Source organism: Blautia hominis, from assembly GCA_002270465.1.
In the GTDB taxonomy this organism is placed as follows: domain Bacteria; phylum Bacillota; class Clostridia; order Lachnospirales; family Lachnospiraceae; genus Blautia; species Blautia hominis.
In genome coordinates, this window is the sequence record NQOF01000001.1 from 489,108 (window position 1) to 513,382 (window position 24,275).

Consider the following 24,275-nt stretch of genomic DNA (forward strand, 5'->3'; position numbering starts at 1 on the left):
AATGCCACAAGCCCCATGGGGGGATTATGGCATTCTCTCATGTTACGGTTTACTGTATGCTTCAATGCAGCTTCTTGTACAGCAACACGTTTAAATTTCAGCGATGGCTTCCACTTCACACAGCACGTTTTTAGGCAGTGTCTTTACTGCAACACAGGAACGTGCCGGTTTGCCTGTGAAGTATTTTCCGTATACTTCATTAAAAGCGGCGAAATCGCCCATATCTGACAGGAAACAGGTTGTCTTAACTGTTTTTTCATAGCTGCTTCCCGCCTCTTTTAACACTTCGCCCAGATTCTTCATTACCTGTTCTGCCTGCTCCTCAATGGTCTTTGCTGTAATTTCACCTGTAGCCGGGTCAATGGGAATCTGACCGGAAGTGAATACCACTCCGTTTACGATCATTGCCTGTGAGTATGGTCCGATTGCTGCCGGAGCCTTTTCAGTGCTTACTACCTTCATAAAAAAATCTCCCTTCTGAAATACAAATCCTTTCCCCTTTATCCTGACTGGAATATCCGGGGGAATGTATATATTATACGTTTCTAAAAGGGAACGGTCAAGTCAAAGCAGTGCAGTTTCCTCCGTATGTCCCCAAAATCCCTTTCCGATATATCCCTCAGGAAGGAGCTGCGGAATGGAAAATGCAGTTGTCATAGTATAAATACAGCTTGTTTCCAGGCTCTTTGTCATCCCCTGGGCTGCCTCCAGCACATGGAGCGCCATCTCTTTTCCGGCTCTGTGGGGCCTTTCTTTCCGGATGGCCCAGGCCATCTCCGCTGCCCCAAGTCCTCTTGACTGCTCCTGATACCCATGTGTGTAAGGGAGGGTGACAGGTGGACCGCCTGTTTTTTGCAGGACTGTTTTCCCGTCAAAGGTATTGGGATCTCCCAGCCGCAGGATCCCTTTGCTGCCGCAAAGCTCCAGATGAAATGTTTCATCCGCAGTACACGCCCCATTTAAATGGAAGGTGACCAGTGTCCCGCAGGCAAATTCCAGCAGAGCCGTGAGTACATTACAGTCCTCCACCACAATTTCCTTCTCAAACAGCGGACCTCCCACCCGGTTTCCCAATCGCACAGGATTTGTATTTCTTCCGAAAGCGCTGATCTTCCGGATCGGTCCCAGTATGCTGCACAAAGCCGTCAGGTAATAACAGCCCATATCATACAGAATGGAACCTCCCTTCCGGTTCAGATGGGGCAGGATTTCTCCCAGAACTCTGTAATCCCTTGTGAGGGAGACCACGCCGCTGAGGATCTCCCCTGCCATCCCACAGCGCACCGCGTTTGCAGCCGTCTGGATACCGCCGCCCAGAAACGTGTCAGGTGCTGCTCCCAGACGGACCTGATGTCTGTCCGCCTGGCAGCACAGTTCACGCCCTTCCTCAAAAGTGACTGCCAGCATTTTTTCGGAAAATACGTGTTTCCCCGCTTCTATAGCCTGAAGCGTAAGGGGATAGTGCACCGCCGGATTTGTCAGGTTCACCACCAGTTCCATGCTCCTGTCTTCCAGGATCTCCTGCCACTGCATGGGACGGATATTATAGGATTCGGCTGTGCGCTCCATCTTTTCCTTATCTATATCAGAGCAGGCGGCAAGCTCAATGATACGGAATCTTTCCTGAAATGCCTGAAGGTAAACCTGGCTGATCACACCACATCCCACCACCGCTGTTCTCACGCTTTGCATTCTGCCACCTTCTTTGCATAGGCAAACCCTGCCCCCGGCGCATCCTCCGGAAAATATTCCAGCCCTATGTATCCGTCATATGCCTCCCGGCCTACCATCTGAAAAACATACGGATAATTGATTTCCGACTGATATAGCTCATGCCGTCCCGGATTGCCCGCAGCATGGAAATGACCGATATAAGGAAGATATTCCCGGATCCTCCGGATCAAATCCCCTTCTGTGATCTGCTGGTGATAAATGTCAAACAGCATTTTTACATTTGGACTTCCCACTTCTTTTATGATCTCTGCCGCTTCCCCGGATCCGGAAAGGAAATAGCCGGGATGGTCCACCCTTATATTCAGAGGCTCCACCACCAATGTGACACCTTGCCTCTCCAGAAGCGGGGCACAGGCCTTCAGTCCTTGGATCAGGGACTCTCTCTGGAGCATTCGCTCCGCCCCTGTATCTGCTCCTGTCTGTGTTATCAGACATCTGCAGTTTAAACGCTCCGCTATTTTCAAAGTTTCCTCCAGGCCTTTCACATAATCATCCCGAAGACCCGGGTCTGTGAGACTGATAAATTTTGTGCAGAAAGCTGCCACACGGAATCCTTTTTCCTTTTGATATTCCTCCAGCGCCTGTATATCCTTATCCTCCCAGCCCCAAAATTCAATGGTATCAAGCCCATTTGCCAGCACGTCATCAATAGCAGCTTTGATGTCCTCCCCGGCATAGACTGCGTCCACACACACAGAAATTTTCAATTTTTTTCCTCCTTTTGTCAGTAAGTGAGCATAACCTGTATGACCTGTCCGGGCTCTTTGTCAATGATCCTGTACGCTTTGGCAATGTCTTCATATACAAACCGGTCCATGAGATTATCTGTTTTCAGATGTCTTAAGATCTCGATACAGGTCTCCACTCTCCGCCCGTAATTCCACAGATTGGAAAAGGACGGGTCCACAGCTCCTGTCTGGGACTGTTTTATGCCTATGCGGTTGTGGTGGAATTCCTCCGACAGGTTCACGTCAGCCAGCGCGCCCTGGTACCAGGCAAGTGCCGTCACTGTAGTCTCCGGCGCTGCAATGCGTATGGCCTCATTGAGGGCTTTTCCGTTTCCGGATGCTTCAATCACTTTGTCTGCCCCTCTGCAGCCAGTACGTCTGCGTATCTCCAGGGCCACATCGCTTGCGGATGGATCAAAGACTTCATCGCATCCGTTTTCCAGGGCGGCCGCCCTTCTCTTTTCTATCATATCAATTCCATACACCTTGTGCGCGCCGCTCATGCGCGCCATCTGTACCAGAAGCTGTCCCAGCACGCCCAGTCCGCTGATCACCACAACATCCCCCAGGTTGATATGCGTGTCCATGATCCCATTATACGCTGTGATCAGGTTGGTAAGCAAGATGCCTTTTTCCGGCGGAATATCTTTCGGAAGAACCACCGCATCCTCCTCATGGATCACATTTTCCTCCTGGTGAGGCGCGCTGCACGCCACAACATCCCCGATTTGAATGCCCTTTACCCGGTTCCCGATCTCCGTCACTTCCCCAACCGAAGCGTATCCCATATACCAAACGCCCGGGTCAAAGCTTCTGATCGGGTACTCCCATGTTTCGTCCCGTTCTGCCTCCAAAAACAGGCGCGTTGCCGGGTCCTGCTTCTTTCTGAAAAACGGGGCAAGGCCTCTGTACACATTCATCTCTGTTCCGTGGCTGACGCCGGAGCAGATCGTTTTTAATCTGATCTGGCTTTCTTTCAAAGGCAGCCGCGGCATTTCAATTACCTTTAACTGCCTCGGTCCCTCATACATGATCGCTTTCATAATTTCTTGTCCTCTCTTTTCTTTCTTCCGTATGGAATGGCCTTATTTCTCTGATGCGGTTAAAATCCGATTTCCTGCAGGCCTTTCATACATTTCTCAATCGCACTGTCTATATCCGTGCCGTTTACAACTTCTGAGCACATTTTCGGGATAGGTCCGTCGGGCCATGCATCCAGCTGGCTCCAGGTTGTGAGCGGCATATCGCCTGCCTGGGAGCGCTTTGACGTCTCCACATAGGCATTCAGCCATGCATCTTCTGTAAAATAAGAATCTTTCATAACATTTACATTAGAATTCAGAAGAGAAAGCTGTTTGCTTAAATAGAGCTGTACTTCCTCACTGCAGAAGTATTTCACCCATTCCTTGGCGGCTTCCGGATATTCTGTCGTCTTGAAAACTGCAATGGGAGCCGAAAACGCAATGGCATGGTTTTCATTTTCCGCCCCGGTTGCGGTTGGGAGGGGTGCTGCCGCAAATTTGCCCTCCATCTGCGGTGCGGAGCTGAGAATGGATGTTCTGTTGTCCGCCGCACCGCCGAACACCATGGAGACATTGCCGCCCATGAATTCAGTCAGAGCATCATAGGAAGCGTCCACGCTGCTGTTGCAGATATTGTATTTGTTAATACAGTCAGATAAAAACTGCAGCGATTTCTTACCCTCCTCACTGTCGAAGGTAAACTCCGAAAAATCCTCACTCATCATCTTCCCGCCGCACTGGGCCAGCATGGAAAACCAGGACTGGTCATACCGCCCCATATCCGAATACCAGGCAAGTCCCGCATGGGTGATATTTCCGCTCTCATCAGTCTTTGTCAGTTTCTCGGCAGTCTCGATCAATTCCTCCCATGTCTCCGGGGCTTTTGTGATTCCTGCTTCTTCAAAATCCTCCGTGTTATAGATCAGCGCCCGTGTATCAAATCTCCAGGGAACCCCATACCAGTCCCCATCCACACAGGCCTCATCCTTTCCTGCGGAATACCAGGTCTCCTCCCCGCCCAGTTCTTCGATCACGTCATTGATCTCCATAAGCCCGTATTCCTCAGAGCTCATCTCTACAAAAGAGTTGGTAAAGAACACATCCCCAACATCCGGCGCCTCCCCGCCGGTGCAGGCAAGGGTCAGTTTTTGATTGGCACTGCTCCAGTCATTGATCACATAATTCACTTGGATCCTTGTCTTCTCGAAAAAGTCTGCAGTCACCTTGTCCATGGCTTTTGTCTGATTGGACGGATCATTGCCGTAACTCTGCATCCAGAAAGTGAGTTCTGTTCCTTCGTACGGTTTTTCCCCTGCCGTACGGTCTTCTTCGCCCTGGTCCTGTCCCTCTGTCTCTGTTTTTTCTGTTTCCGGTTTCTCTGTTCCGGTTGTCCCGGGATTTGCCTCCTGCCCACATGCGGACAGCATCCCCGCTGTCACCGCTGCTGTCAGACCAAGTGCCAGCCATCTTTTTTCTCTCATTCTTTTTTCCTCCTGTTTGTTTGTTATATTGTAACTGTTTAGTACCCTCACCGTTACAGGCAAAAATCCATGCAGAATCGCCTTTGGCGATGGGATTTTTGCTTGGCTGCGGAATGCTTTCTTACGGTCAGCGCAGTGAATGCGCAGACCTACTGAATAGTTACGTTATATTAACCTTTGACCGCTCCCGCAGCGAGCCCGCTGATCAGATATTTCTGCAGAAACGCAAAGATTATTACCGCCGGTAGTGTGATGAAGATTCCCGCCGTCATGGTGAGTGCCAGTTTGGTATTGGCGCCGTACTGTCCAATGAAATCATAGACACCGACTGACACAGGTTTCAGCTTATTGCCTGATAAAAGGATACTTGCCCACATGTATTCATTCCAGGCCAGTATAAATGCAAATATAGCAGTGGAGATGATCCCCGGCACGGAAATCGGCAGACAGATCCTGAAAAATGTTCCGAACTGGCTGCAGCCGTCCACACGGGCGCTCTCCTCAATCTCCCTGGGAATGGCAGCGTCAAAGTATCCCTTGATCATCAAGGTACAAAAGGGAACCGCCCACACGGTATATGCGATGATAAGCCCTCTGTATGTATTTGTCATTCCCATATTGAACATAATGAAATAGAGGCTTATCATGGTTACGATCCCCGGTATCAACTGTGTACAGAGCATCAGCACAAGGGAGACTTTCTGCGCCCTCCTCCTGATATACCTGCTGATGCTGTATCCGCACAGGGTGGCAAAAACCACGCTCACCGCAGTGACTGCCACAGACACCACCAGGGAATTTTTCATATATGTTCCAAGGGGTATTGACTGCCAGACTCTGCTGAAATTATCCAGTGAGATCCTGGACGGCAAAAGCGTTGCCGGGGAAACCATAACTTCCTCTGTGGGCTTCACCGCTGTCACCACCATCCAATAATATGGAAGCAGTACAAACGCACTGATAATCATCAAGGACAGATAATGTCCCAAGATCTCCCCTGTTTTCTTAACTTTTTTCCTCATACTATTCCCCCTGCTGTCAGCTTATTTCTTTCAGAGATGAGCGGATATAAATAACTGCGGGCACCAGTGCAATGCACATCATGAGCACACTGACGGCTGATGCATATCCATACCTGAAGTTTGTAAATGCCTGCTGGTAAACCTCCACGGCAAGCAGTTTTGTAAGCCCCAGAGGCCCGCCCTGGGTTACCATATAGCTAATATTAAAATTATTGAACTGCCAGATAAGCTCCAAAAGCACGGATACAGATATGACTGGCCTGATACACGGTACCGTGATCTTCCAAAAACTCTTGATCTTCCCTGCTCCATCCATGGTGGCTGCCTCGTACAATTCCTTTGGCACAGTCTGCAGTCCGGCTATAAACATCACCATGAGAAAAGGAAAAATGGACCACACATTGATAAGCGTGATCATAATAAGAGGCACAGAAAGGAAACCGAAATACGTCTGTGTACTCTCCAAAAAACTGACCGGCACTTTAATGATCCCCAGCTTCAGCAGAATAGAATTCAGAGGGCTGAAGTTGGCGCTCAGTATGGTCCTCCACACAAAGGAGGCCACCAGAGGAGGCGTCACCCACGGGATCAGGAACATAGCTCTGAAAAACCCCCGCCCCGGATAGGGTTTGATCAGTTTCACCGCAATAAACATGGCCAGAGCCACACCTAAGATCAGGGACACCACCGAAAAAAACAGTGTATTAAGTATTACCTGCCAGGTATCCGGATTTTTAAGAGCCGCCGCATAATTGGACAGTCCTATGAAAGATACCGTTTTTTTCAAAAGCTGCTTATCGAAAAAAGACAGCCACATAGTCTTTAATGTGGGGTACACAGATACCAGCGTGACAGCCGCTGCTGCCGGAAGCAGCATGAGAAGCGGTGTATGTCTGTCCAAAATCTGCATCCCTATTTTCTTATTTTTCCTTCCTTTATCAGTCATCCTATCCTTCCTTCTCCAATCTTCGTCCTCATTTCCGGTTCAGGTCCCTGACGGAATTCCGTTCCACATACACCGGTCCGATCTTAACCGTTCTGTTCCCGCTGTTTCCCCCCGGCTTCTCCAATTTTGTGATCAGCGCATCCACAGCCGCCTCCGCGATCTCCCGGACCGGCAGCCGCATGGTGGAAAGGGGCGGGGAGAGAAACTTTGCAATGGTATCATCATATCCGATCACAGAGATATCTTCCGGAACCCTGATTTTCTTCTCATACAGTGCCCTGAGCACTCCTGCTGCCAAAATATCCGATGATGCAAAAATGGCAGTGGGCATATCCTCCCCCATCTTTTCCAGAATCTCCATACATTTCATAAATCCATGCTCAACCGTATACTCCTGTGTAAAATAAGAATGCCTCTGTACATAAGCATCATCCACCCCGCGCATTGCCTGCACATATCCGTGATAACGTTCCTGCTCCACAGGCTCCTCAGACTCCCTTCCCAGATACACTATTTTTCTGTGCCCTGCTGCCAGCAGTCTCTCCGTGGCAATATAACTTCCCTCCGTATTATCCACCAACACCTTTTCCACCTCATACACATCCGCAGGTCTCTCAATCATCACCGTGGGAATGGTCAGCCCCTTCACCTTCTCCCCCAGTTCCTGCACGATCTTCCCGTTGATACCCGGGTTGAGAATGATGCCATCCACCCGGTAAGCCAGCAGATCCCTAAGCTGGTTCTCCACCATCTCCATATTCCCCTCCTCAAAAGCAATAGAGATCGTTTTATATCCCCTGGTAAAACTCTCCTTCTCAATGGTAGCCGCTATCTTAGTAAAGAAAATATTCTCTTCCGAAGTCACATGGATATGCCCGATCAGTTTAGAGCACCCATCCCGCAGACACTTTGCCTGCTGATTCGGAATATAATGCAGCCTGTCCATCACCTCACAGATCCTCCGCCTCTTCTCCTCCGCCACATATCCGCTTTTGTTCACACATCTTGCCACACAGGAAACTGACACAGCGGCCTCCTCCGCTATCCTTTTCATTGTGATTTTTTTCACATTTTCATCTGTTTTATATGAAATTTTTTCACATTCCAGATTTTCAAGCATTTCTTCTAATTTCACCTCTTTTTTACAAATTTTGTATACTTTTTACACTTTTTTCTGTTTTCTCCCTTATATTTCGTATTATATAACCATACATTTACAGATTTCAACCCTCAAAAATATTTTCGTTAATAGTTACCAGATTTCAAAGATGTGGCAACCTTTCCACATTATGCATATTGTACACCCGCCCCTCCCTGTTATTATTTTCACATTTTCCCCACGATTTTTTGCTCCTCTTCCCACAAAAAACACCCCACAGACACAGACAGAAAATGGTCACGGGGTGAAATAATGTTATCTATTCTTTTGGAGAGATTGGGGGGACGGGGCGCATCTTCACAAGAGCTGACGATAAATCCCACACCGGCGAAACCGATTTTATCGTAAAAAAACAGGGAGCAGGATTTCTTATCCTGTTCCCTGTTTTCAACGGCGAAGCGACACAACTGATCCATCTGCCCCGGTTGATTCATGTGGCAACACAGCAGATCCACCTGCCCCGGTTGATTCATGTGGCAACACAGCAGATCCACCTGACCCGGTTGGTCCAGAGGAAGCCATTCCCGTCCGCCATCTCTTCCACATCACGCCCAAAACGCCTCAACTCTCCCCCTCTCATCCTCCAACGAACAAACCTCATACCCTCCCCATTCCTCCGGAAACAACTCCTTATAAGCCCTCTGCAAAAACCTCTCATCCAAAAGCAGCACCACCCCTCTGTCCTCCTTCGTCCGAATCACTCTTCCTGCAGACTGCAGCACCTTATTCATCCCCGGATACCGATACGCATACTCAAACCCGGCCCTGTTCTTCTCATCATAATAATTCTTCAATATCTCCCTCTCATATCCCACCTGCGGCAGTCCGGTTCCCACCAGGATTGCCCCGATCAACTTCTCCCCAGTCAGATCTATCCCTTCCGAAAAAATCCCGCCCATCACACAAAATCCCACCAGCGTCCCATCCGATTCCCCCTCAAACCGTTCCAGAAACTCTTCCTTCTCCCCCTCAGTCATATTCCCGGACTGCAGCACACACTGCAGCTCCATCCCCGAACTCTTCTCCTCAAAAATCTCATACACATCCTGCAGCATCCTGTAAGAAGGAAAAAACACCATATAATTCCCCTGCTTGACAGTCACCGTCTGCAGAATATACTGTGCCAGCTTCCCATACTCCTCCTCCCCGCGTCTGGTATATTTACTGCTCACATCCCTTGCGATCATAAGCTTCAGGTTCTTCCTGGGAAACGGGGATTTGGCACAGATGGCATAGTCATCCTCTCTTGTACTGAACAGCGACCTGTAATATCCCAAAGGCAGAAGCGTAGCCGAGAAAAATACGGTCCCCCTCCCCTTATTCAGGCATTCCTGAAGATTCACCCTTGGATTTACGCAAAACAGAGTCAGATAAAACCTACCCTCTGTCCCATGATGCGTATAGATCACATAATTCTCATCCAGCAGATCATACATATTCAAAAAATGCCGCACTGCAAAAGAAAACTCCAGCACCGTACGGCGCACCTTTTCCTCCTGCTCCCTCTCCAGGAAGTTTTCCATCTCCCCTAAAAGATTCATAAGCTGCAGTGCCAGTGCCCCTATATTCTCCATCACCCGGTACTCATCCTGACACTCCCTCTTATATTCCAGCAAAACCTTATTACACTTCTCCAGAATCTTTTCCAGCTTCCTGCTGTGCTCCTTCACCACCTTCTTAACTTCCAGAAAATCCTCTTTACACAGAACAGCACTGTACATATTCCGCCCTCTGTCCACCAGGTTATGGGCTTCATCGATCAAAAAAAGATAATCCCCCTTCACCCCGTCTCCAAAGAAACGCTTCAGATACACATTGGGATCAAACACATAATTATAATCACAGATCACCGCATCCACCCAGGTAGAGGTATCCAGACACATTTCAAAGGGACACACCTGCCACTTCCGGGCCTGCTCAAGCAGTTCCTCTCTCTGATAAGTATCCTGTTCTGTCAGCAATTCATACACAGCATCATTTACCCTGTCAAAATGCCCCTCCGCATAGGGACACTTTTCCGGATTGCACTCCACCTCATCCATGAGACACATCTTCTCCTTAGAAGTGACCGTAAGCGTTTTATAGGACAATCCCTTGCCCTTCAGAATAGAAAACGCCTCCTCGGCCACAGTCCTGGTGATCGTCTTAGCCGTCAGATAAAAGATCTTATCCCCATATCCTTCCCCCACAGCCCGCACTGCCGGAAAAAGGGCCGCCATAGTCTTTCCGATCCCGGTAGGCGCCTGAATAAACAACTGTTTCCCATTCCTGAGCGTATGATAAACCCCAGCCGTCAGTTCCTTCTGCCCCTCCCGATATTCATAAGGAAACTCCAATCCCTGCATAGATTCCCTGCGCTCAATCCTTCTTCTATACTGAAAATAAGCCCACTTATAATACTGCGCCATCAAATCCGAGAACCACTTTTTCAGCGCAGACATGGACAACTCTTCCCGAAACCGTTTCACCTGTTCTGACTCCAGCTGACAATACGTCATCTGCACCCCGATCCGTTCCAATTCCTTCTGCGTCCCATAAATATAAGCATAACACATAGCCTGTGCCCGATGAACCGGCACCGGCTCCTCCAAAAATTCAAGGTCCCGATAAACACCCTTAATCTCGTCAATCGTAACCCCATCCTTTTCCTCTATGATACCATCCGCCCTGCCTTCCAGCCGGACAACAAACTCCTCAAATTCTTCCTCCCACAAAAGCGGAACCTCCGCCCGATAAGACAACCCCATCTGCTTCTGGATCTTCCGGTGCACCTTACTTCCTTTCCTCATAGCCTCCCGATCCGCAGACACTGTCCTCCGGTTATCCAAATTCCCGCTGCGCAGTATAAACTCCACCAAATTCCTAACCGATATCCGAATAACTTCCTTCATCTCACTCATACCCACATTCTAACACAGAACCTATGTTCCTGTACATCCCCAACCCCATCCCACATCATTTTCCTTCCTCAGCCACTTGTCCTCCCATACCTCATCTTTTTTCTTCCTCAACCAATTTGTTTCCTCTCATACCTCATCTTTTTTTCTTCTGCAGCCATTTATCCTCCCGTACCACAACTCTTCACTTCCGCAGCCACTTTCCCCCCCATTCTACATCTTTTTTTGTTCCACAGCCACCCCCAGGGGAAGCATGGCGGATGCGGGAGGGGGACGGGATTGCCTGTGAGCGGTGTTTCACGGAGCGGCTGCCAGATCCACCTGCCCCAGACACTTAGTGAAGAGCGCTCTCGCGATGAACTTAGTGACTGGGAGCAGGTTAGCTGGCTGCCAGCGGAGTGCATCGCTCACAGGCAATCCCGTCCCCCTCCCGCATCCGCCATGCTTCCCCGTCCGCTCTCCCCATTCAACCCAAAAAAGCGGAAGCCCACAATTCGTGTCTTCCGCCCCAAAATAACATATAAAATTATCAGTTCCCGAGAAATCCCCCTCTAAGCAATCGCATATCTGTCCAGAAATCTATCGAATTTCTCATCATGCCCATTACATCTCACAGTGAGCACACGTGTCAAATCCATACTTAAAACTCCAAGGATTGACTTCGCATCAATGATGACTCTGTTGTAAAAAACATCGATATCAAATTCGCATTTACTGGCCTCAGTGACAAACTCCTTAACGTCGCCTGTCTCATTTAACCTAATCTGGCGTTGTACCATATTTACCATCCTTTCTTTAAGAAACAACACGCCAACTGATATTATAGTTATGTCTTGATTCTTTATTGTTAGGACGTATTATGACAGCTCTGCCTATATTTGTCAAGAATTTGACAAGATTTTTCCACATGTACCAAAAACCGCCATTTCAGCACGTTTTTTAGCAAAATAAACAGGAAATATTTTGTCGAAACTTGTCTGTTCTGTGCAGTTTGACGTCTCCATTTATCCATGATATACCAGTTATCATTTTACTCGGAGAAATATTCCCAAATCAGAGACTCAAATTTTGTCACTGTATCAGCCGTCCGCTCAGGCTTTCGGCAGATATTTTAAGGAATCCTTAAGATATTCGTTGATCACATCCGCATATCCGCCGGCGTCCACAGTTGCAGCCAGCTCCGGTTCCAAAGGCATCTTGGCAATTACCGGCACACCCAGCTCTGCACCGATGGCATCTACTTTGCTCTCACCAAACACATGGATCTCTTTTCCACAGTCAGGACATTTGACAAAGCTGTAGTTCTCCACCAGGCCGATCACCGGAACCTTCATCATCTTGGCCATGTTGTAAGCTTTTCTCACAATCATATGCACCAAATCCTGCGGAGATGACACAATGACAATTCCATCTACCGGAAGAGACTGGAATACAGTCAGCGGAACATCTCCGGTTCCCGGAGGCATATCCACGAACAGATAGTCCAGTTCGCCCCATATAACATCCGTCCAGAACTGCTTTACCATATTCGCAAGAATCGGGCCTCTCCAGATAACCGGAGCCTCCTCCTGGGGCAAGAGCAGATTGATGGACATGATCTTAATATCATTCTTTGTCAGAATCGGATATATACCATTGTCATCTGCGGTAGCGGAACCTTTGATCCCGTACATTCTCGGGATGGAAGGCCCTGTGATATCCGCATCGAGAATACCTACACGGTATCCCTTGGATGCCATCTCATTTGCCAGTGACGCGGTGACAAAAGATTTACCTACGCCGCCTTTTCCACTGACAACACCGATCACCTTCTTAATTTCGGAAAATGCATTCAACTCTTCTTTTGGGATTCCGCCGCCGTTTGCATGGCTGCATCCCTCACAACTTTTTTTATCACAGCTCTTGCTGTCGCATTGTTTCTTTTCTTCACTCATGATTCTTTCCTTTCCCACTGGGGTTTATACCTTATTTCATAAACCTGTCAATGGCTTTATTTAATTCTTCCAGGGCTTCTTTATCCCCGCTCTCCACCGCGTCCACGATACAGTGCTCAATGTGATCCTGCAGGATCACCTTTCCGGTATTGTTGATCGCCGCCTTCACTGCCGAGAGCTGTATGAGCACTTCGCTGCAGTCCCTGCCATCCTCCACCATACGGCGGATAGATTCCAGATGACCGATCGCTCTTGACAAACGGTTCAGCACTGCCTTCGTATGGGTGTGGGTATGCGTATGGGAATGGGGGTGTCCGTGTCCCTGTGCGCCGGCATCTTCATGCACATGCTCAATCACCGTTCCGTCAGGAAGACTGTGTGTATGGACATGTTTCGTCTCTTCCATTGTGGTTTCCTCCTCGCGCTTTCTCTATTATATCAAACCCAGAAAAAAAAGCAATGGTTTCCCTGCCCTTCAGTCTCCGTGGGGATAATGGCTGTGTAAACAGCAAGATCTAAATCTCAGAAAATGTAAATCTCTGATGTACATCCGCTGTCATCACATCATATACCACACTTCCGTCTTCCTTCTCTGTCTTCTCCATACGAAGCTCCTTCTCGGACTTAAATTTCGCATGCAGCCAAACCTCCGGGTTCTCCATTTCCACTTCCTGAATAAAATTATCCCTGGAGTGGTTTCCCGGACACTGGTTAAATATTTCGTGTATCACTTCATACGTTTTCATATCTCTGCTTCCTTTCAAATCCTGCTGCTTCAGGCTACCGGCAAAATCTATACAGAACAACCTTCGGCGGTTTCCCTTAATTCTCTGGCACATGCAATATAATAATGACGCCCATTGGCACTGGTCTCATATTCTGCTATCCCTTCCAATGCAGCGGCTTTCAGACGAAGCACTTCTTTACCGGCTGACGCATGGTCTTCCAAAAGGAGATCGCATAATTCCAGACACCACTGATAATCCTTTTCCCTGACAGCGCTTTCAGCCGCATCCAAAACAGCCGGCGCACCGCCCATCAAACCGATCATCTTATTGGAATGTACCGCTGGCGGCAATGGGTGCAGGTTAGTCGGATTCCCGTCAAACCATCCCAGATATGCCCCATAAATGGCCCGCACGGTCCATTCCACACAGCCATAATGTTCCGCCAAATATGGCAGGTCCGCATATGCCGACGGCAATTGTATTTCTGATGCCAGCTGGTCTGCGCTCCTGCCTGCATTCATCCCCTCCAAAGTATATGTCAAAATATGATCAAAAGCTCCCCGGAAATGCTCCAATGTCCTTTTGATCTCTTCCCTGCCAAAAACTGCCGCTGTATGCCCAGGCAGAAGGAATCTGGCCGGATAAGACATTAGTACATCTAAACTGTTTATCCATGCCGCCAGATCTCGGTACTGTCCGCCCCGTATGGCATAGAGGTTCGGGAAACAGCCATAGTAATTATCCCCGCAGCATAACACTTCCTTCTGCGGAAACCAGATCATGATCTGATCTTCCGCCTCACCGGGAAGCCGGACCATTTCCATCTGCACACCATCTATTTTGCAGAGCACCTTTTCCTGATCATAAACCGTATCAGGCGGGACGAATGCCCGGTGTTCCCCATGCGTTATCCCCTCTCTCGGTCCGATGCCCTGTGAAATGGCCTCCTCATCAGTTAAAGCATAACCAAACTGCCGTGCACCGCGCAGATCCTGGATATCCTTTAAAAGCTCCGTTCTCTCTAAAACGGGGTTTTTAGGCTTAAAGGCAATTATCTTTGGACTGCCTGCCGCAAAGGCCCCTGCACCGCCCCGGTGGTCGGGATGGCTGTGTGTATATATAATGTTCCCCACTTCTTTCCTTGTATTCTCCCGGATGATCTTAAGCAGCTTTTCACCGCGTTCCCGCGTGTCCAGTGTATCGATCAGGATCACACTGGTCTCAGCCTCCACAAAAACTGCATTGCTGTGGCCCAGTCCTGATACAAACCACACCCCTTTTGTCACTTCCGTTATGGTTTCCTTGTAGTTCTTTTCCGTAAAATCCAACAACTGCTGCTTTCCATTTTCTATCAGCATGGTTCCGCTTCCTTTCCTGCGTGTACCGCAAACTCATTCCGATACACACTCATTCCGATACACACCCATCTATTTGTTCAAGCATCCCTGCAACAATTTCTGCGGATATCTCAGATGCCGCTTCACAGTTCTTATCAAAATTTTCGATCCCTTTATGCGTAACAGTATCCGTAATGGTCCTGACTGCCAAAAACGGGATTTTGTTTACATAGCAGACATGGGCAACACTGGCTGTTTCCATGTCAACACAGAGAGGAGCAAATTTTTCATTGATCTCCTCCCTTTTATCATCTTCGATGAATTGCTCTCCTGTCACCATGGTTCCAAACCGGATCGGATGTGCAGATGTCAGGCTGTACCTTTTAGCTATGGCCGACAATTTGTCATCTGCCGGAAAATAATTGGATTTTAACCATGGGTGAAACTCCGTCAGAATATCATCTGCCACATCATGGTAAATGACACGCTCCGATATGACCGTATCGAAAAGCTGAACACTTTCCTCCATTCCCCCTGCTGTTCCCCCATTGATGATGCAGTCAACGTGAAATACATCGATCAATAGCTGGGCTGCAATGGCGGCATTCACTTTGCAGACTCCACTGTACACGGCAGTCACTTCTGTCTGATGAATGGTTCCTTCATAAAATGTAAGCATGGCCTTTTCTGTCGTTTCACAACTCCGGATATACTTTAAAAAGGGGGCCAGTTCTGTATCGCTGGCACATAAGATTCCTATTTTTTTCATCACTTATTTACCTCGTTTTCTATTTTATCACAATCGTGCAGATTTTGTGTCATTTTCTCCCCTGTTTTTACAAAAAAACCAAAAATAAATTGCAAAGCCCGTACAAATATCGTATTATGGTAGTTACCAGAAAAACCGGGGGTATCTGATCCCCCCGGACACGTAAAAACCAGGGAGGAATTCAAATGCAGCTTTTAAAAGAGCGTATTCTAAAAGACGGCACGGTAAAGCCGGGTAATATACTGAAGGTGGACAGTTTCCTGAATCACCAGATGGACATACCATTCATCAACGAGATCGGCAAAGAGTTCAAACGCAGATTTGCCGGCTCCCCTATCACAAAAATTCTGACGATCGAAGCCTCCGGCATTGGCATTGCCTGTATTGTGGCACAGTATTTCGGTGTTCCGGTGGTCTTTGCTAAAAAAGCCCAGAGCCTGAACCTGGACGGCGAAATGTATACGACCAAAGTCCAGTCCTTTACCCATAAAAAAGTTTATGATGTGATACTATCAAAAAAATTCCTGCAGCCGGAAGACCATGTACTGATCATTGACGATTTCCTGGCTAACGGATGCGCACTCCAGGGTCTGATCGAAATAGTGGATACAGCCGGCGCAACTCTGGAAGGAGCCGGTATTGTCATCGAAAAGGGCTTTCAGCACGGCGGCGACGCGCTGAGAGAAAAAGGCATCCGTGTGGAGTCCCTGGCAATTGTGGATTCCATGAGCGATGATTCCCTCACCTTCCGCGCTTAGTACATAGCAATTTATAGGGCAGTCCAAAACTGGACTGCTCTTTTTTTAGGAAACTGGCTCTTTATAGAATGCCAATTTTCGGCTATATTGTGTAGAAAGAAAGCGTTCAGCAGCCAAGTCCCCCATACCGAAAGCGGTTCTGCAGGGATTTTACATGTAATGTAAGAAGGTGCTGGACAGTTATGTCTGTTAAAAGGAGTTATTATTATGGAAAACAAAACGAAAAAGATTGTCATGACCGCACTTTTTGCGGCTCTGGCCTGTGTTGCCACCATGTCCATCCGCATTCCCACACCCGGGACCAGCGGTTACATTCATCCGGGGGATGCCATTGTGATCCTTTCCGGGATCATCCTGGGTCCTGCCTACGGATTCCTGGCCGCCGGTATCGGTTCCTGCATGGCCGACCTTTTGGGGGGATATTTTATCTACGTCCCCATCACCTTTGCCATAAAAGGCCTGGTGGCACTGTTTGCTGCCCTTGCCTACAAAAAGATAGCAAAAGACAGCAAAACAGCCTGGGCAGGCGTCCTTACAGGAGGCATCATCGACATGGTGCTGGTTGCAGGGGGCTACTGCCTGTGTGAATTCTTCCTGTACGGCACAGCCGCATTTTTAAGCGTGCCGTCCAATCTGATCCAGGGTGCCAGCGGTCTGATCCTCTCACTGGTCCTCTATCCGCTTCTCACTGCAGTACCGGATATCAAACGGATGATCGCCTCCGCGTAAGTATGGGACCTGGTCATTGACAGCAGCACGGCGTTATAGTATCAAGGATGCGTTTTAGATCTTACAGCTCCCGGCAGGCCGGCGCGGTATCATCAAAACGCATCCTTTTTCTTTTCTACAAGTCTTTTATCATCTGGAAATAATGCAGCTCCTCATATCCAAGCCTCTCATACAGCGCGATTGCTCTCTCGTTGCTGTATGTGGCTTCCAGACGGAATCTCTTGGCATGGGAATACTCCTGTTCGATCCAGGCAAAGACTTCACTTCCGTATCCCTTTCCTCTGGCGTTTTCCATAAAATACAGTTCCTCCAGCCACACCGTCAGACCGCCTGCCTCATTGCTGAACGTAAAGGCAAGAAGCAGGTATCCAACCACGCCGCTTTCATCCTCCAGCATCAATACCCTGGCATATTCCCTGCTTCTTAAACACTCCTTCAAAGTTGCTTCAAAATGCTCCTGAGGCACTGTATGCATACAGGCTTCACCGCCGTAAAACTCCTTCTCCATCTTAAAGAATATGTCTCTGTCTTCCTCTCTGATATCTCTGATCGTCAGCATAAATATTGTTATCCTGTAACTGTTCAGGCCTTCACAGTTACGTTTTCCTTTCTGTTATTTTTCTGCTTCCATTGCAAAAACCTGTTTCATCATCTCACAGTTCTTACTGTGGGGACATGCACCGTAATCACAGTCAATCCTGTCAAAATGCAGGCCGTCTTCATCCTGTACGAATTCGCATATGGCGCTTCTTGCCATATCATAATTCTTACAGTATCCGTTAACAAATTCTTCCACTATCTCACTCATCCTACTTGTCCTTCTCCTCATTCTCATTCTGCTTCCAGTTTTGGGAAAGCCCCTCCGCAGCGCTCACCTCAGGAGCCGGAAGTCTGCCTTCCGGATGACCTCCCGCCATATTTTCAATGGGCTGCTTCAGGAAAGATGCCCGCATGATAGCCCCTGTTCCGAATTTTTTGCGGATCTCATCTACAGCCTGGTCCATTTTTTCCAGTTTATCATAATCCGTGTGATCAAACAAGGACAACTGTCTGCCGCTCTCCTCCCTGGAAACACGGCTGGTCCGCACCCCCAGAAGACGGATGGGCGCTCCATCCCACAGTTCATCAAACAGCCTGCAGGCCTGATGATAAAGCTCTGAGGTGATATTGGTGGGAGCCTTCAGCACCATCTGGTGGGAAACCGACTGCAGTTCATGATCCTTAATGGTGACGGACACCACCTCGGCCTTCATACCGTCACTGCGCAGCCTGGAGGCCACCGTTTCACAAAGGGAAAGCAGCACCTGCTTTGCGGTATCCTCATCCACCACATTAAAAGCGATGGTTGTGCTGTTGCCGTACCCCTTATTATCCTCCTGCACGGATTCCACCACAGCACTGTCCCTGCCGTTGGCAGAATTCCAGATAGCCTCCCCGTGCTTTTTCAGATGATGCCGCAGAATCTCCACATCCGCCGCAGCCAGATCTCCGATGGTATAGATTCCCAGTTTCTTCAGCGTGTTCTCCGTGGATTTCCCCACAAACAGCAGTTCCGATACGGGAAGAGGCCACATCTTCTCGGGAACCTCCTCCGGAAACAACGTGTGGACCCTGTCGGGCTTCTGAAAATCAGAGGCCATTTTTGCCAGCAGCTTATTGCTGGAGATTCCGATATTCACCGTGAACCCCAGTTCTTTTTTGATGCGGTCTTTGAGCCGGTGCGCAAATGTCACCGGTTCTCCCAGCAGCCGCTCCATGCCTGTCATATTCATAAATGCCTCGTCAATGCTATATTTTTCCACATCCGGTGTGTATTCTCTCAGGATATCCATAAACTTTTTTGAATACTCCCTGTACATTCCGTGATGGGAAGGGATAATCGTCAGGGATGGGCATTTCCGCATGGCGTCCACAATAGGCTCCCCTGTCCTGACACCAAACGCTTTGGCAGGAATGGATTTTGCCAGGATGATCCCCCGTCTTTTTGACCTGTCCCCGCCCACTGCACTGGGAATGCTGCGAAGATCCACAGTCCCCCCGTTTTCAAGCCTGTAAACAGCTTCCCAGGAAAGAAATGCACTGTTTACATCAATATGAAATATGACGTTCTCCAATTTGATCCCACTTCCTTATTTTATAACGTTTTGATCTCTGCAAGGTCTTTGACCTCTTTAGCACCATTATACCAGAACATATGTTCCATGTAAATACTTGACAAAACTTCCAACCTATTCTATTCTTGAAGTAATAAATTTAACTCACAAAAGGAGTCTGTTATGCTGGCTATCATACTTGCCCCATTTTATCTTTTGATCAATCTCTATGTTGTCCGCTGGATCATCCGCTGGACAGGCGCCTGCCACAGGCATCTAAGATCCAGGCCGTTTCGTGTGGTTTTCCTTTCCATTTATATTTTCATGTGCCTGACGCCCCTGACCTCCTATCTGGTCTCCGCCAATCCCTGGCACAGTTATCTGAAGCGGCTTTTCAATTACTGGCTGGGCACATTTTTATATATTGTACTTATCATCCTTATCTTCGACCTGGGAAGATTCCTTTTAAAACATACAAACCGGATAAAAAATGAAACCCTTGCCCTGCGCCGCACATTTGTCTTAAGCGGCGGCGCCGCGGCCTGCCTGATCATCGGCCTGAGTGCCTATGGGATCATCCATGAACACCGGGTCTATGTAAACCACTATGAAGCCAAAATCGAAAAATCCGGCGGCAGGCTGGACCATCTGCGGATTGCCCTGACTGCAGACCTGCATCTGGGCTACAGCATCGGCACTTACCATGTGGAATCCATGGTGGACAAAATAAATGCGGAAAACGTGGATCTGGTCTGCATTGCCGGAGACTTCTTCGACAACGAATACGATGCTGTACAGTACCCGGAAAAAACCATTTCCATCTTAAAGGAAATAAAAAGCACCTACGGCGTATATGCATGCTGGGGCAACCATGACTTTAAAGAAAAGCTCCTTGCCGGCTTTACCGTACCCGTCAAAAATGGGCAGCACACAGATACCCGGATGGATAACTTTCTGAAACGATCCGGCATCCAGCTCCTGGATGACAAGTCTGTCCTCATCGACGACTCCTTCTATCTGGCCGGCCGCAAAGACCCGCAGCGTTCTAAGAAGATGAAGGAAAACCGACTCTCACCGGAGGACCTTTTAAAAGACCTGGACCATAATAAGCCCATACTGGTCATTGACCACCAGCCCAAACAGCTCCAGGAACTGGCCGACGCCGGCTGCGACATAGACCTCTCCGGCCACACCCACGACGGGCAGATGTTCCCGGGCAATCTGACCACAAAACTCATGTGGGAAAACTCCTGCGGAGAGCTGAAAAAGGATGATATGTACTCCTATGTCACCTCCGGCGTGGGAATCTGGGGGCCTGCCATGCGTGTGGGAACAGACGCTGAGGTCATGATCATTGACGTATACTTCTCAGAATAAAATCTCTGCATGTTTTAAAGGGAACCGGCGGCTCATTCTGCTGCCAGTTCCCTCAATGCTCTTACAGTCTGCTCCACTTCCTCCATAGTATTAAACCAGGAAAAAGAAAATCGGACGGCCCCCTGCTCCTGCGTTCCCATTGCCTGATGCATCAGCGGCGCGCAGTGTACCCCGGACCGGGCATAGATCTCATAGGTACAGGATAACTCATCGCTCACCTGTGCCGAATCATATTCTCCCATATTGAGAGCCACAATGGCTGCTCTCTCCCTTTTCTCAAAATCCCCGTACACCTTGACCCCCGGTATTTCCCGCACACCTTCATAGAACGCACGGGCAAGCTTTCGTTCATAGGCCCCGATATTTTCCACGCCTGCTTGTTTCACATACTCCACAGCGCTTAACAGGCCCACGATCCCGTGCCCATTCAGCGTTCCGGCTTCCAGTCTGCCCGGCATGATCCCCGGGTGCTCCCGTTCAAAAGAATGGATTCCGCTGCCTCCTGCTTTTAATGGGCGAATCTCCACCCCTTCCCGCACGCAGATCCCGCCTGTTCCCTGAGGCCCCATAAGCCCCTTATGCCCGGTAAAACAAAGTACATCTATTCCACATTTTTCCATCTGAATAGGCACCGATCCCGCAGTCTGGGACGCATCCAGGACAAATAAAACCCCTTTTCTGCGGCAAAGCTTTCCAATCCTTTCTATATCCAGCATATTTCCCGTAACATTAGAAGCATGGGTACACACCACGGCCCTGGTCTTATCCCCAATGGCCTGTTCCATCTCCTCATAAGAAATATTTCCTTTTTCATCTGCCGGAAGGACCGTCACCAAAACCCCTGTTTTTTCCATTTCATACAAAGGTCTGAGAACTGAATTATGTTCCAGTGCGGTAGTCACCACATGCTCTCCGGGATCAAAGATCCCCCGGATCACTGTATTCAATGCCTCCGTAGCATTACAGGTAAACGCCACACCGGAAGGATTTCCAAACCCAAAGAATCCCGCAATAGCCTCCCTGGCCTCATAAATCTTCCTGGACGTCTCAAGGGTGATCCCATGGCCACCCCTCCCATAATTTCCAAGGGTGCCCATAGCTTCATAGACAGCCTTTCTCACACATTCCGGCTTCTTCAGCGTAGTTGCCGCATTATCCAGATAAATCATCTCTTTCACCGTCTTTCCGTCCTATCGGATCATCAGAAACTTCTCCTGCCGATCCGTTACAAATCCCACGATCCCAGCCTTCAAAGGGTACCCGGCTTTCTCAAGCTTCACAAGCACAGCCTCAACGTCCTCCCTTCTCAGGCTCACCAAAAGCCCTCCGGAAGTCTGCGGGTCAAAGACCAGATCCTCCAAAGCTTCCTCAACCTTGTCCTCCAGCCGTACATCCTTCTTATTATACGCCTTATTCCTATAAGTACCCTCAGGGACCAATCCCATAGACGCATAAAAAAGAGCATCCGGCAGCACTTCTAATCTGCCGGTCTCAATCACAAGCGAGACACCGCTTGCCCTGGCAGTTTCCAGTGCATGTCCCGCAAGCCCAAATCCCGTCACATCCGTACAGCTATGCACCTCAACCTCTCTGAGCACCTCCATAGCCAATTTATTCAGGCAGCTCATACTCTCCACCGCACATCTTTTCGCCTCCTCAGAAGCCATACCGGCCTTCACAGCCGTATTGACCAGCCCCACTCCCAGGGGTTTCGTCAACAGAAGCACATCACCGGCCTGCGCCCCGCCATTCTTCCAAATCCTATCCGGATGCACAAAACCCGTCACACAAAGCCCATACTTAGGCTCCTCATCATTGATAGAATGTCCGCCTGCCAGCACAGCCCCGGCCTCCTTCACCTTAGAAGCCCCGCCCGCCAGCATCTCTCCCAGCACCTCAGCTCCCAGGCAATTAGGAAACGCCACCACATTCAAAGCAAGCCTCGGCTCCCCGCCCATAGCATACACATCACTGAGCGCATTAGCCGCCGCGATCTGTCCGAAGGTAAACGGATCATCCACCATAGGCGGAAAAAAATCCACCGTCTGGATCAAAGCCACCTCATCCGAAACCCGATACACCGCCGCATCATCCGCCGTCTCAACCCCCACCAACAAATTTTCATCCATCACCGCAGGCAGTCTCCCCACCACCTCCGCCAAAATCCCCGGCCCAATCTTAGCCGCACACCCCGCACTCTTAGAAAACTCCGTCAACTTCACCCCAGCACTCATAACAATCTCCTATCCATTCCCATCTCTCTCAATCCCACAACCTCCCTACCCCACTCCCAATTTCCCTATATACTTCCCTCAACCCACAACATCTCTTTATATTTATCTCTCTAAATTATCACTCTAAATTTATCACTCTAAATTTATCTCTCTCTATGTTTATCTCTCTCTAAATTTGTACCTCTAAAATTATCTCTCTATATTTATATCTCTTTATATTTATATCTTCCTATTTCAACTCTTCCCCCCCTACCGCCATCCCCCCCTCACTCCAACCAATATCCAGTGGTCAGCCAACCAACAGGGAAAGGAGCGGTGAGCGGAGGGCAGCCGGGGCAGAGGGTATCAGGCAGACGGTGTTCGAGGAGCGGGCAGAAGATCCACCTGCCCCAGACACTTAATGAGGAGGCCTCTGCCGACGAATTTAGTGACTGGGAGCAGGTTAGCTTCTGCCCAGCGGAGCGCTCCGTCTGCCTGATACCCTCTGCCCCGGCTGCCCTCCGCTCACCGCTCCTTTCCCGTCCGCCCTCACCTTCCCGTCCGCCCTCACTTTCTCTCACATCCCTTCTATCACCACCTCCACCGGACAATGATCCGACCCAAACACCTCCGTATGGATCCCCGCCGAAACCATTTTCTCCCTCAACCGGTCCGACACACAAAAATAATCAATCCTCCACCCCGCATTCTTCTCCCTTGCCTTAAACCGGTAAGACCACCAGGAATAAACCCCGGTCTCCTCCGGATAAAAATACCGGAAACTATCCGTAAACCCAGCCTCCAAAAGCTCTGTAAACTTCCCTCTCTCCTCGTCCGTAAATCCCGCATTATGCCTGTTGGTCTTAGGATTCTTCAAATCAATTTCCCGGTGTGCCACATTCAAATCCCCGCACATAACAACCGGCTTTTTCTCATCCAGTTTCAAAAGATACTCTCTGAACGCATCCTCCCATTCCATCCTGTAAGGAAGCCTTGCCAGCTCATTCTTTGAATTGGGCGTATAACAAGTCACAAGATAAAACTCATCGTATTCCAGAGTGATCACCCTGCCCTCCTGGTCATGCTCCTCCATACCGATACCATATGCCACAGAAACCGGCTCCTTCTTGGCAAATACAGCCGTCCCCGAATACCCTTTCTTCACAGCATAATTCCAGTATGCATAATACCCTTCCGGCGCAAAATCAATCTGTCCTTCCTGAAGCTTTGTCTCCTGCAGACAGAAAAAATCCGCGTCCGCAGCCTCAAAAAATTCTGTAAAACCCTTCTGCACACAAGCCCGCAGGCCATTCACATTCCATGATATAAATTTCATACGATTCTCCTC

The 24,275-nt window shown here is 49.0% G+C and carries 26 protein-coding genes; 3 read left to right on the forward strand and 23 right to left on the reverse strand.

All coding sequences use genetic code 11. From position 1 onward, the window contains the following. Positions 1–90 precede the first annotated feature (90 nt). The 16 genes from CI595_RS02285 to CI595_RS02365 form a co-directional block, all read right to left on the reverse strand. Positions 91–462 (reverse strand): RidA family protein, encoded by a 372-nt coding sequence (locus CI595_RS02285; protein WP_095171291.1) that lies wholly within the window; start codon positions 460–462, stop codon positions 91–93. Between the two features lie 102 nt (positions 463–564). Then, on the reverse strand, positions 565–1,692 hold the full coding sequence (locus CI595_RS02290; RefSeq protein WP_095171293.1) for a Gfo/Idh/MocA family protein: 1,128 nt from the start codon (positions 1,690–1,692) through the stop codon (positions 565–567). Continuing rightward, positions 1,680–2,441 carry a hydroxypyruvate isomerase family protein gene (locus CI595_RS02295; RefSeq protein ID WP_095171295.1) on the reverse strand — a complete coding sequence of 254 codons (762 nt, stop codon included), beginning with the start codon at positions 2,439–2,441 and terminating at the stop codon, positions 1,680–1,682. Before CI595_RS02295 ends, CI595_RS02290 begins: the two co-directional genes overlap by 13 nt. Before the next feature lie 17 nt (positions 2,442–2,458). Further along, positions 2,459–3,505: a zinc-dependent alcohol dehydrogenase gene (locus CI595_RS02300; RefSeq protein WP_243135079.1), complete on the reverse strand. Its 1,047-nt coding sequence runs from the start codon at positions 3,503–3,505 to the stop codon at positions 2,459–2,461. A 59-nt stretch (positions 3,506–3,564) separates the two neighbouring features. Further along, entirely contained in the window at positions 3,565–4,965 is a 1,401-nt protein-coding gene (locus CI595_RS02305) for an ABC transporter substrate-binding protein (protein WP_095171297.1), read from the reverse strand. 170 nt (positions 4,966–5,135) lie between these two features. Next, the gene (locus CI595_RS02310) at positions 5,136–5,987 is read right to left on the reverse strand and encodes a carbohydrate ABC transporter permease (RefSeq protein ID WP_095171299.1); all 852 of its coding nucleotides are present in this window, start codon (positions 5,985–5,987) and stop codon (positions 5,136–5,138) included. Between the two features lie 16 nt (positions 5,988–6,003). Then, on the reverse strand, positions 6,004–6,933 hold the full coding sequence (locus CI595_RS02315) for a carbohydrate ABC transporter permease (RefSeq protein ID WP_095171301.1): 930 nt from the start codon (positions 6,931–6,933) through the stop codon (positions 6,004–6,006). 28 nt (positions 6,934–6,961) lie between these two features. After that, positions 6,962–8,002, reverse strand: coding sequence for a LacI family DNA-binding transcriptional regulator (locus tag CI595_RS02320; protein ID WP_158661604.1), 1,041 nt, complete (start codon positions 8,000–8,002; stop codon positions 6,962–6,964). A gap of 257 nt (positions 8,003–8,259) precedes the next feature. Next, positions 8,260–8,508, reverse strand: a complete 249-nt coding sequence (locus CI595_RS02325; RefSeq protein WP_147737686.1) for a hypothetical protein — start codon at positions 8,506–8,508, stop codon at positions 8,260–8,262. Between the two features lie 129 nt (positions 8,509–8,637). After that, positions 8,638–10,992, reverse strand: coding sequence for an ATP-dependent DNA helicase (locus tag CI595_RS02330; protein WP_095171308.1), 2,355 nt, complete (start codon positions 10,990–10,992; stop codon positions 8,638–8,640). Between the two features lie 548 nt (positions 10,993–11,540). Beyond that, positions 11,541–11,768 carry an HPr family phosphocarrier protein gene (locus CI595_RS02340; protein WP_095171309.1) on the reverse strand — a complete coding sequence of 76 codons (228 nt, stop codon included), beginning with the start codon at positions 11,766–11,768 and terminating at the stop codon, positions 11,541–11,543. A gap of 312 nt (positions 11,769–12,080) precedes the next feature. Next, positions 12,081–12,923: an Mrp/NBP35 family ATP-binding protein gene (locus tag CI595_RS02345; protein ID WP_095171310.1), complete on the reverse strand. Its 843-nt coding sequence runs from the start codon at positions 12,921–12,923 to the stop codon at positions 12,081–12,083. Positions 12,924–12,954: 31 nt separating this feature from the next. Continuing rightward, a complete protein-coding gene (locus tag CI595_RS02350) occupies positions 12,955–13,329 on the reverse strand; it encodes a metal-sensing transcriptional repressor (protein WP_095171311.1) in 375 nt (124 codons plus the stop codon). 109 nt (positions 13,330–13,438) lie between these two features. Then, positions 13,439–13,669, reverse strand: coding sequence for a hypothetical protein (locus CI595_RS02355; protein ID WP_095172345.1), 231 nt, complete (start codon positions 13,667–13,669; stop codon positions 13,439–13,441). Positions 13,670–13,716: 47 nt separating this feature from the next. Then, positions 13,717–15,009: an alkyl/aryl-sulfatase gene (locus tag CI595_RS02360; RefSeq protein ID WP_095171312.1), complete on the reverse strand. Its 1,293-nt coding sequence runs from the start codon at positions 15,007–15,009 to the stop codon at positions 13,717–13,719. A 49-nt stretch (positions 15,010–15,058) separates the two neighbouring features. Next, the gene (locus tag CI595_RS02365; protein ID WP_095171313.1) at positions 15,059–15,757 is read right to left on the reverse strand and encodes a 5'-methylthioadenosine/adenosylhomocysteine nucleosidase; all 699 of its coding nucleotides are present in this window, start codon (positions 15,755–15,757) and stop codon (positions 15,059–15,061) included. 185 nt (positions 15,758–15,942) lie between these two features. On the opposite strand from CI595_RS02365, the gene CI595_RS02370 reads away from it, so the two are divergent. Together CI595_RS02370 and CI595_RS02375 are read left to right on the forward strand one after the other, a co-directional pair. Further along, complete coding sequence (locus CI595_RS02370) at positions 15,943–16,515, forward strand: xanthine phosphoribosyltransferase (protein ID WP_095171314.1); 573 nt, start codon at positions 15,943–15,945, stop codon at positions 16,513–16,515. A 207-nt stretch (positions 16,516–16,722) separates the two neighbouring features. Continuing rightward, on the forward strand, positions 16,723–17,244 hold the full coding sequence (locus CI595_RS02375; RefSeq protein ID WP_065542770.1) for an ECF transporter S component: 522 nt from the start codon (positions 16,723–16,725) through the stop codon (positions 17,242–17,244). 115 nt (positions 17,245–17,359) lie between these two features. Here the strand turns inward: CI595_RS02375 and CI595_RS02380 are convergent, their stop codons facing one another. The 3 genes from CI595_RS02380 to CI595_RS02390 are packed head-to-tail and all read right to left on the reverse strand — an operon-like array spanning position 17,360 to position 19,358. Next, positions 17,360–17,803 carry a GNAT family N-acetyltransferase gene (locus CI595_RS02380; RefSeq protein WP_065542771.1) on the reverse strand — a complete coding sequence of 148 codons (444 nt, stop codon included), beginning with the start codon at positions 17,801–17,803 and terminating at the stop codon, positions 17,360–17,362. Between the two features lie 54 nt (positions 17,804–17,857). Beyond that, entirely contained in the window at positions 17,858–18,052 is a 195-nt protein-coding gene (locus tag CI595_RS02385) for a ubiquinone biosynthesis protein UbiE (RefSeq protein WP_095171315.1), read from the reverse strand. A gap of 1 nt (position 18,053) precedes the next feature. Beyond that, positions 18,054–19,358, reverse strand: coding sequence for a DNA polymerase Y family protein (locus CI595_RS02390; protein WP_095171316.1), 1,305 nt, complete (start codon positions 19,356–19,358; stop codon positions 18,054–18,056). Positions 19,359–19,520: 162 nt separating this feature from the next. On the opposite strand from CI595_RS02390, the gene CI595_RS02395 reads away from it, so the two are divergent. After that, complete coding sequence (locus tag CI595_RS02395) at positions 19,521–20,714, forward strand: metallophosphoesterase (protein WP_095171318.1); 1,194 nt, start codon at positions 19,521–19,523, stop codon at positions 20,712–20,714. Between the two features lie 32 nt (positions 20,715–20,746). Here the strand turns inward: CI595_RS02395 and CI595_RS02400 are convergent, their stop codons facing one another. The 4 genes from CI595_RS02400 to CI595_RS02410 form a co-directional block, all read right to left on the reverse strand. Continuing rightward, positions 20,747–21,883 carry an aminotransferase class V-fold PLP-dependent enzyme gene (locus tag CI595_RS02400; protein WP_095172346.1) on the reverse strand — a complete coding sequence of 379 codons (1,137 nt, stop codon included), beginning with the start codon at positions 21,881–21,883 and terminating at the stop codon, positions 20,747–20,749. Positions 21,884–21,904: 21 nt separating this feature from the next. Then, positions 21,905–22,948 carry a selenide, water dikinase SelD gene (selD, locus tag CI595_RS02405; RefSeq protein WP_095171320.1) on the reverse strand — a complete coding sequence of 348 codons (1,044 nt, stop codon included), beginning with the start codon at positions 22,946–22,948 and terminating at the stop codon, positions 21,905–21,907. Positions 22,949–23,214: 266 nt separating this feature from the next. Continuing rightward, positions 23,215–23,508 carry a hypothetical protein gene (locus CI595_RS25965; protein WP_156087453.1) on the reverse strand — a complete coding sequence of 98 codons (294 nt, stop codon included), beginning with the start codon at positions 23,506–23,508 and terminating at the stop codon, positions 23,215–23,217. Next, positions 23,505–24,263: an exodeoxyribonuclease III gene (locus tag CI595_RS02410; RefSeq protein ID WP_095171323.1), complete on the reverse strand. Its 759-nt coding sequence runs from the start codon at positions 24,261–24,263 to the stop codon at positions 23,505–23,507. Before CI595_RS02410 ends, CI595_RS25965 begins: the two co-directional genes overlap by 4 nt. Positions 24,264–24,275: the final 12 nt, after the last annotated feature.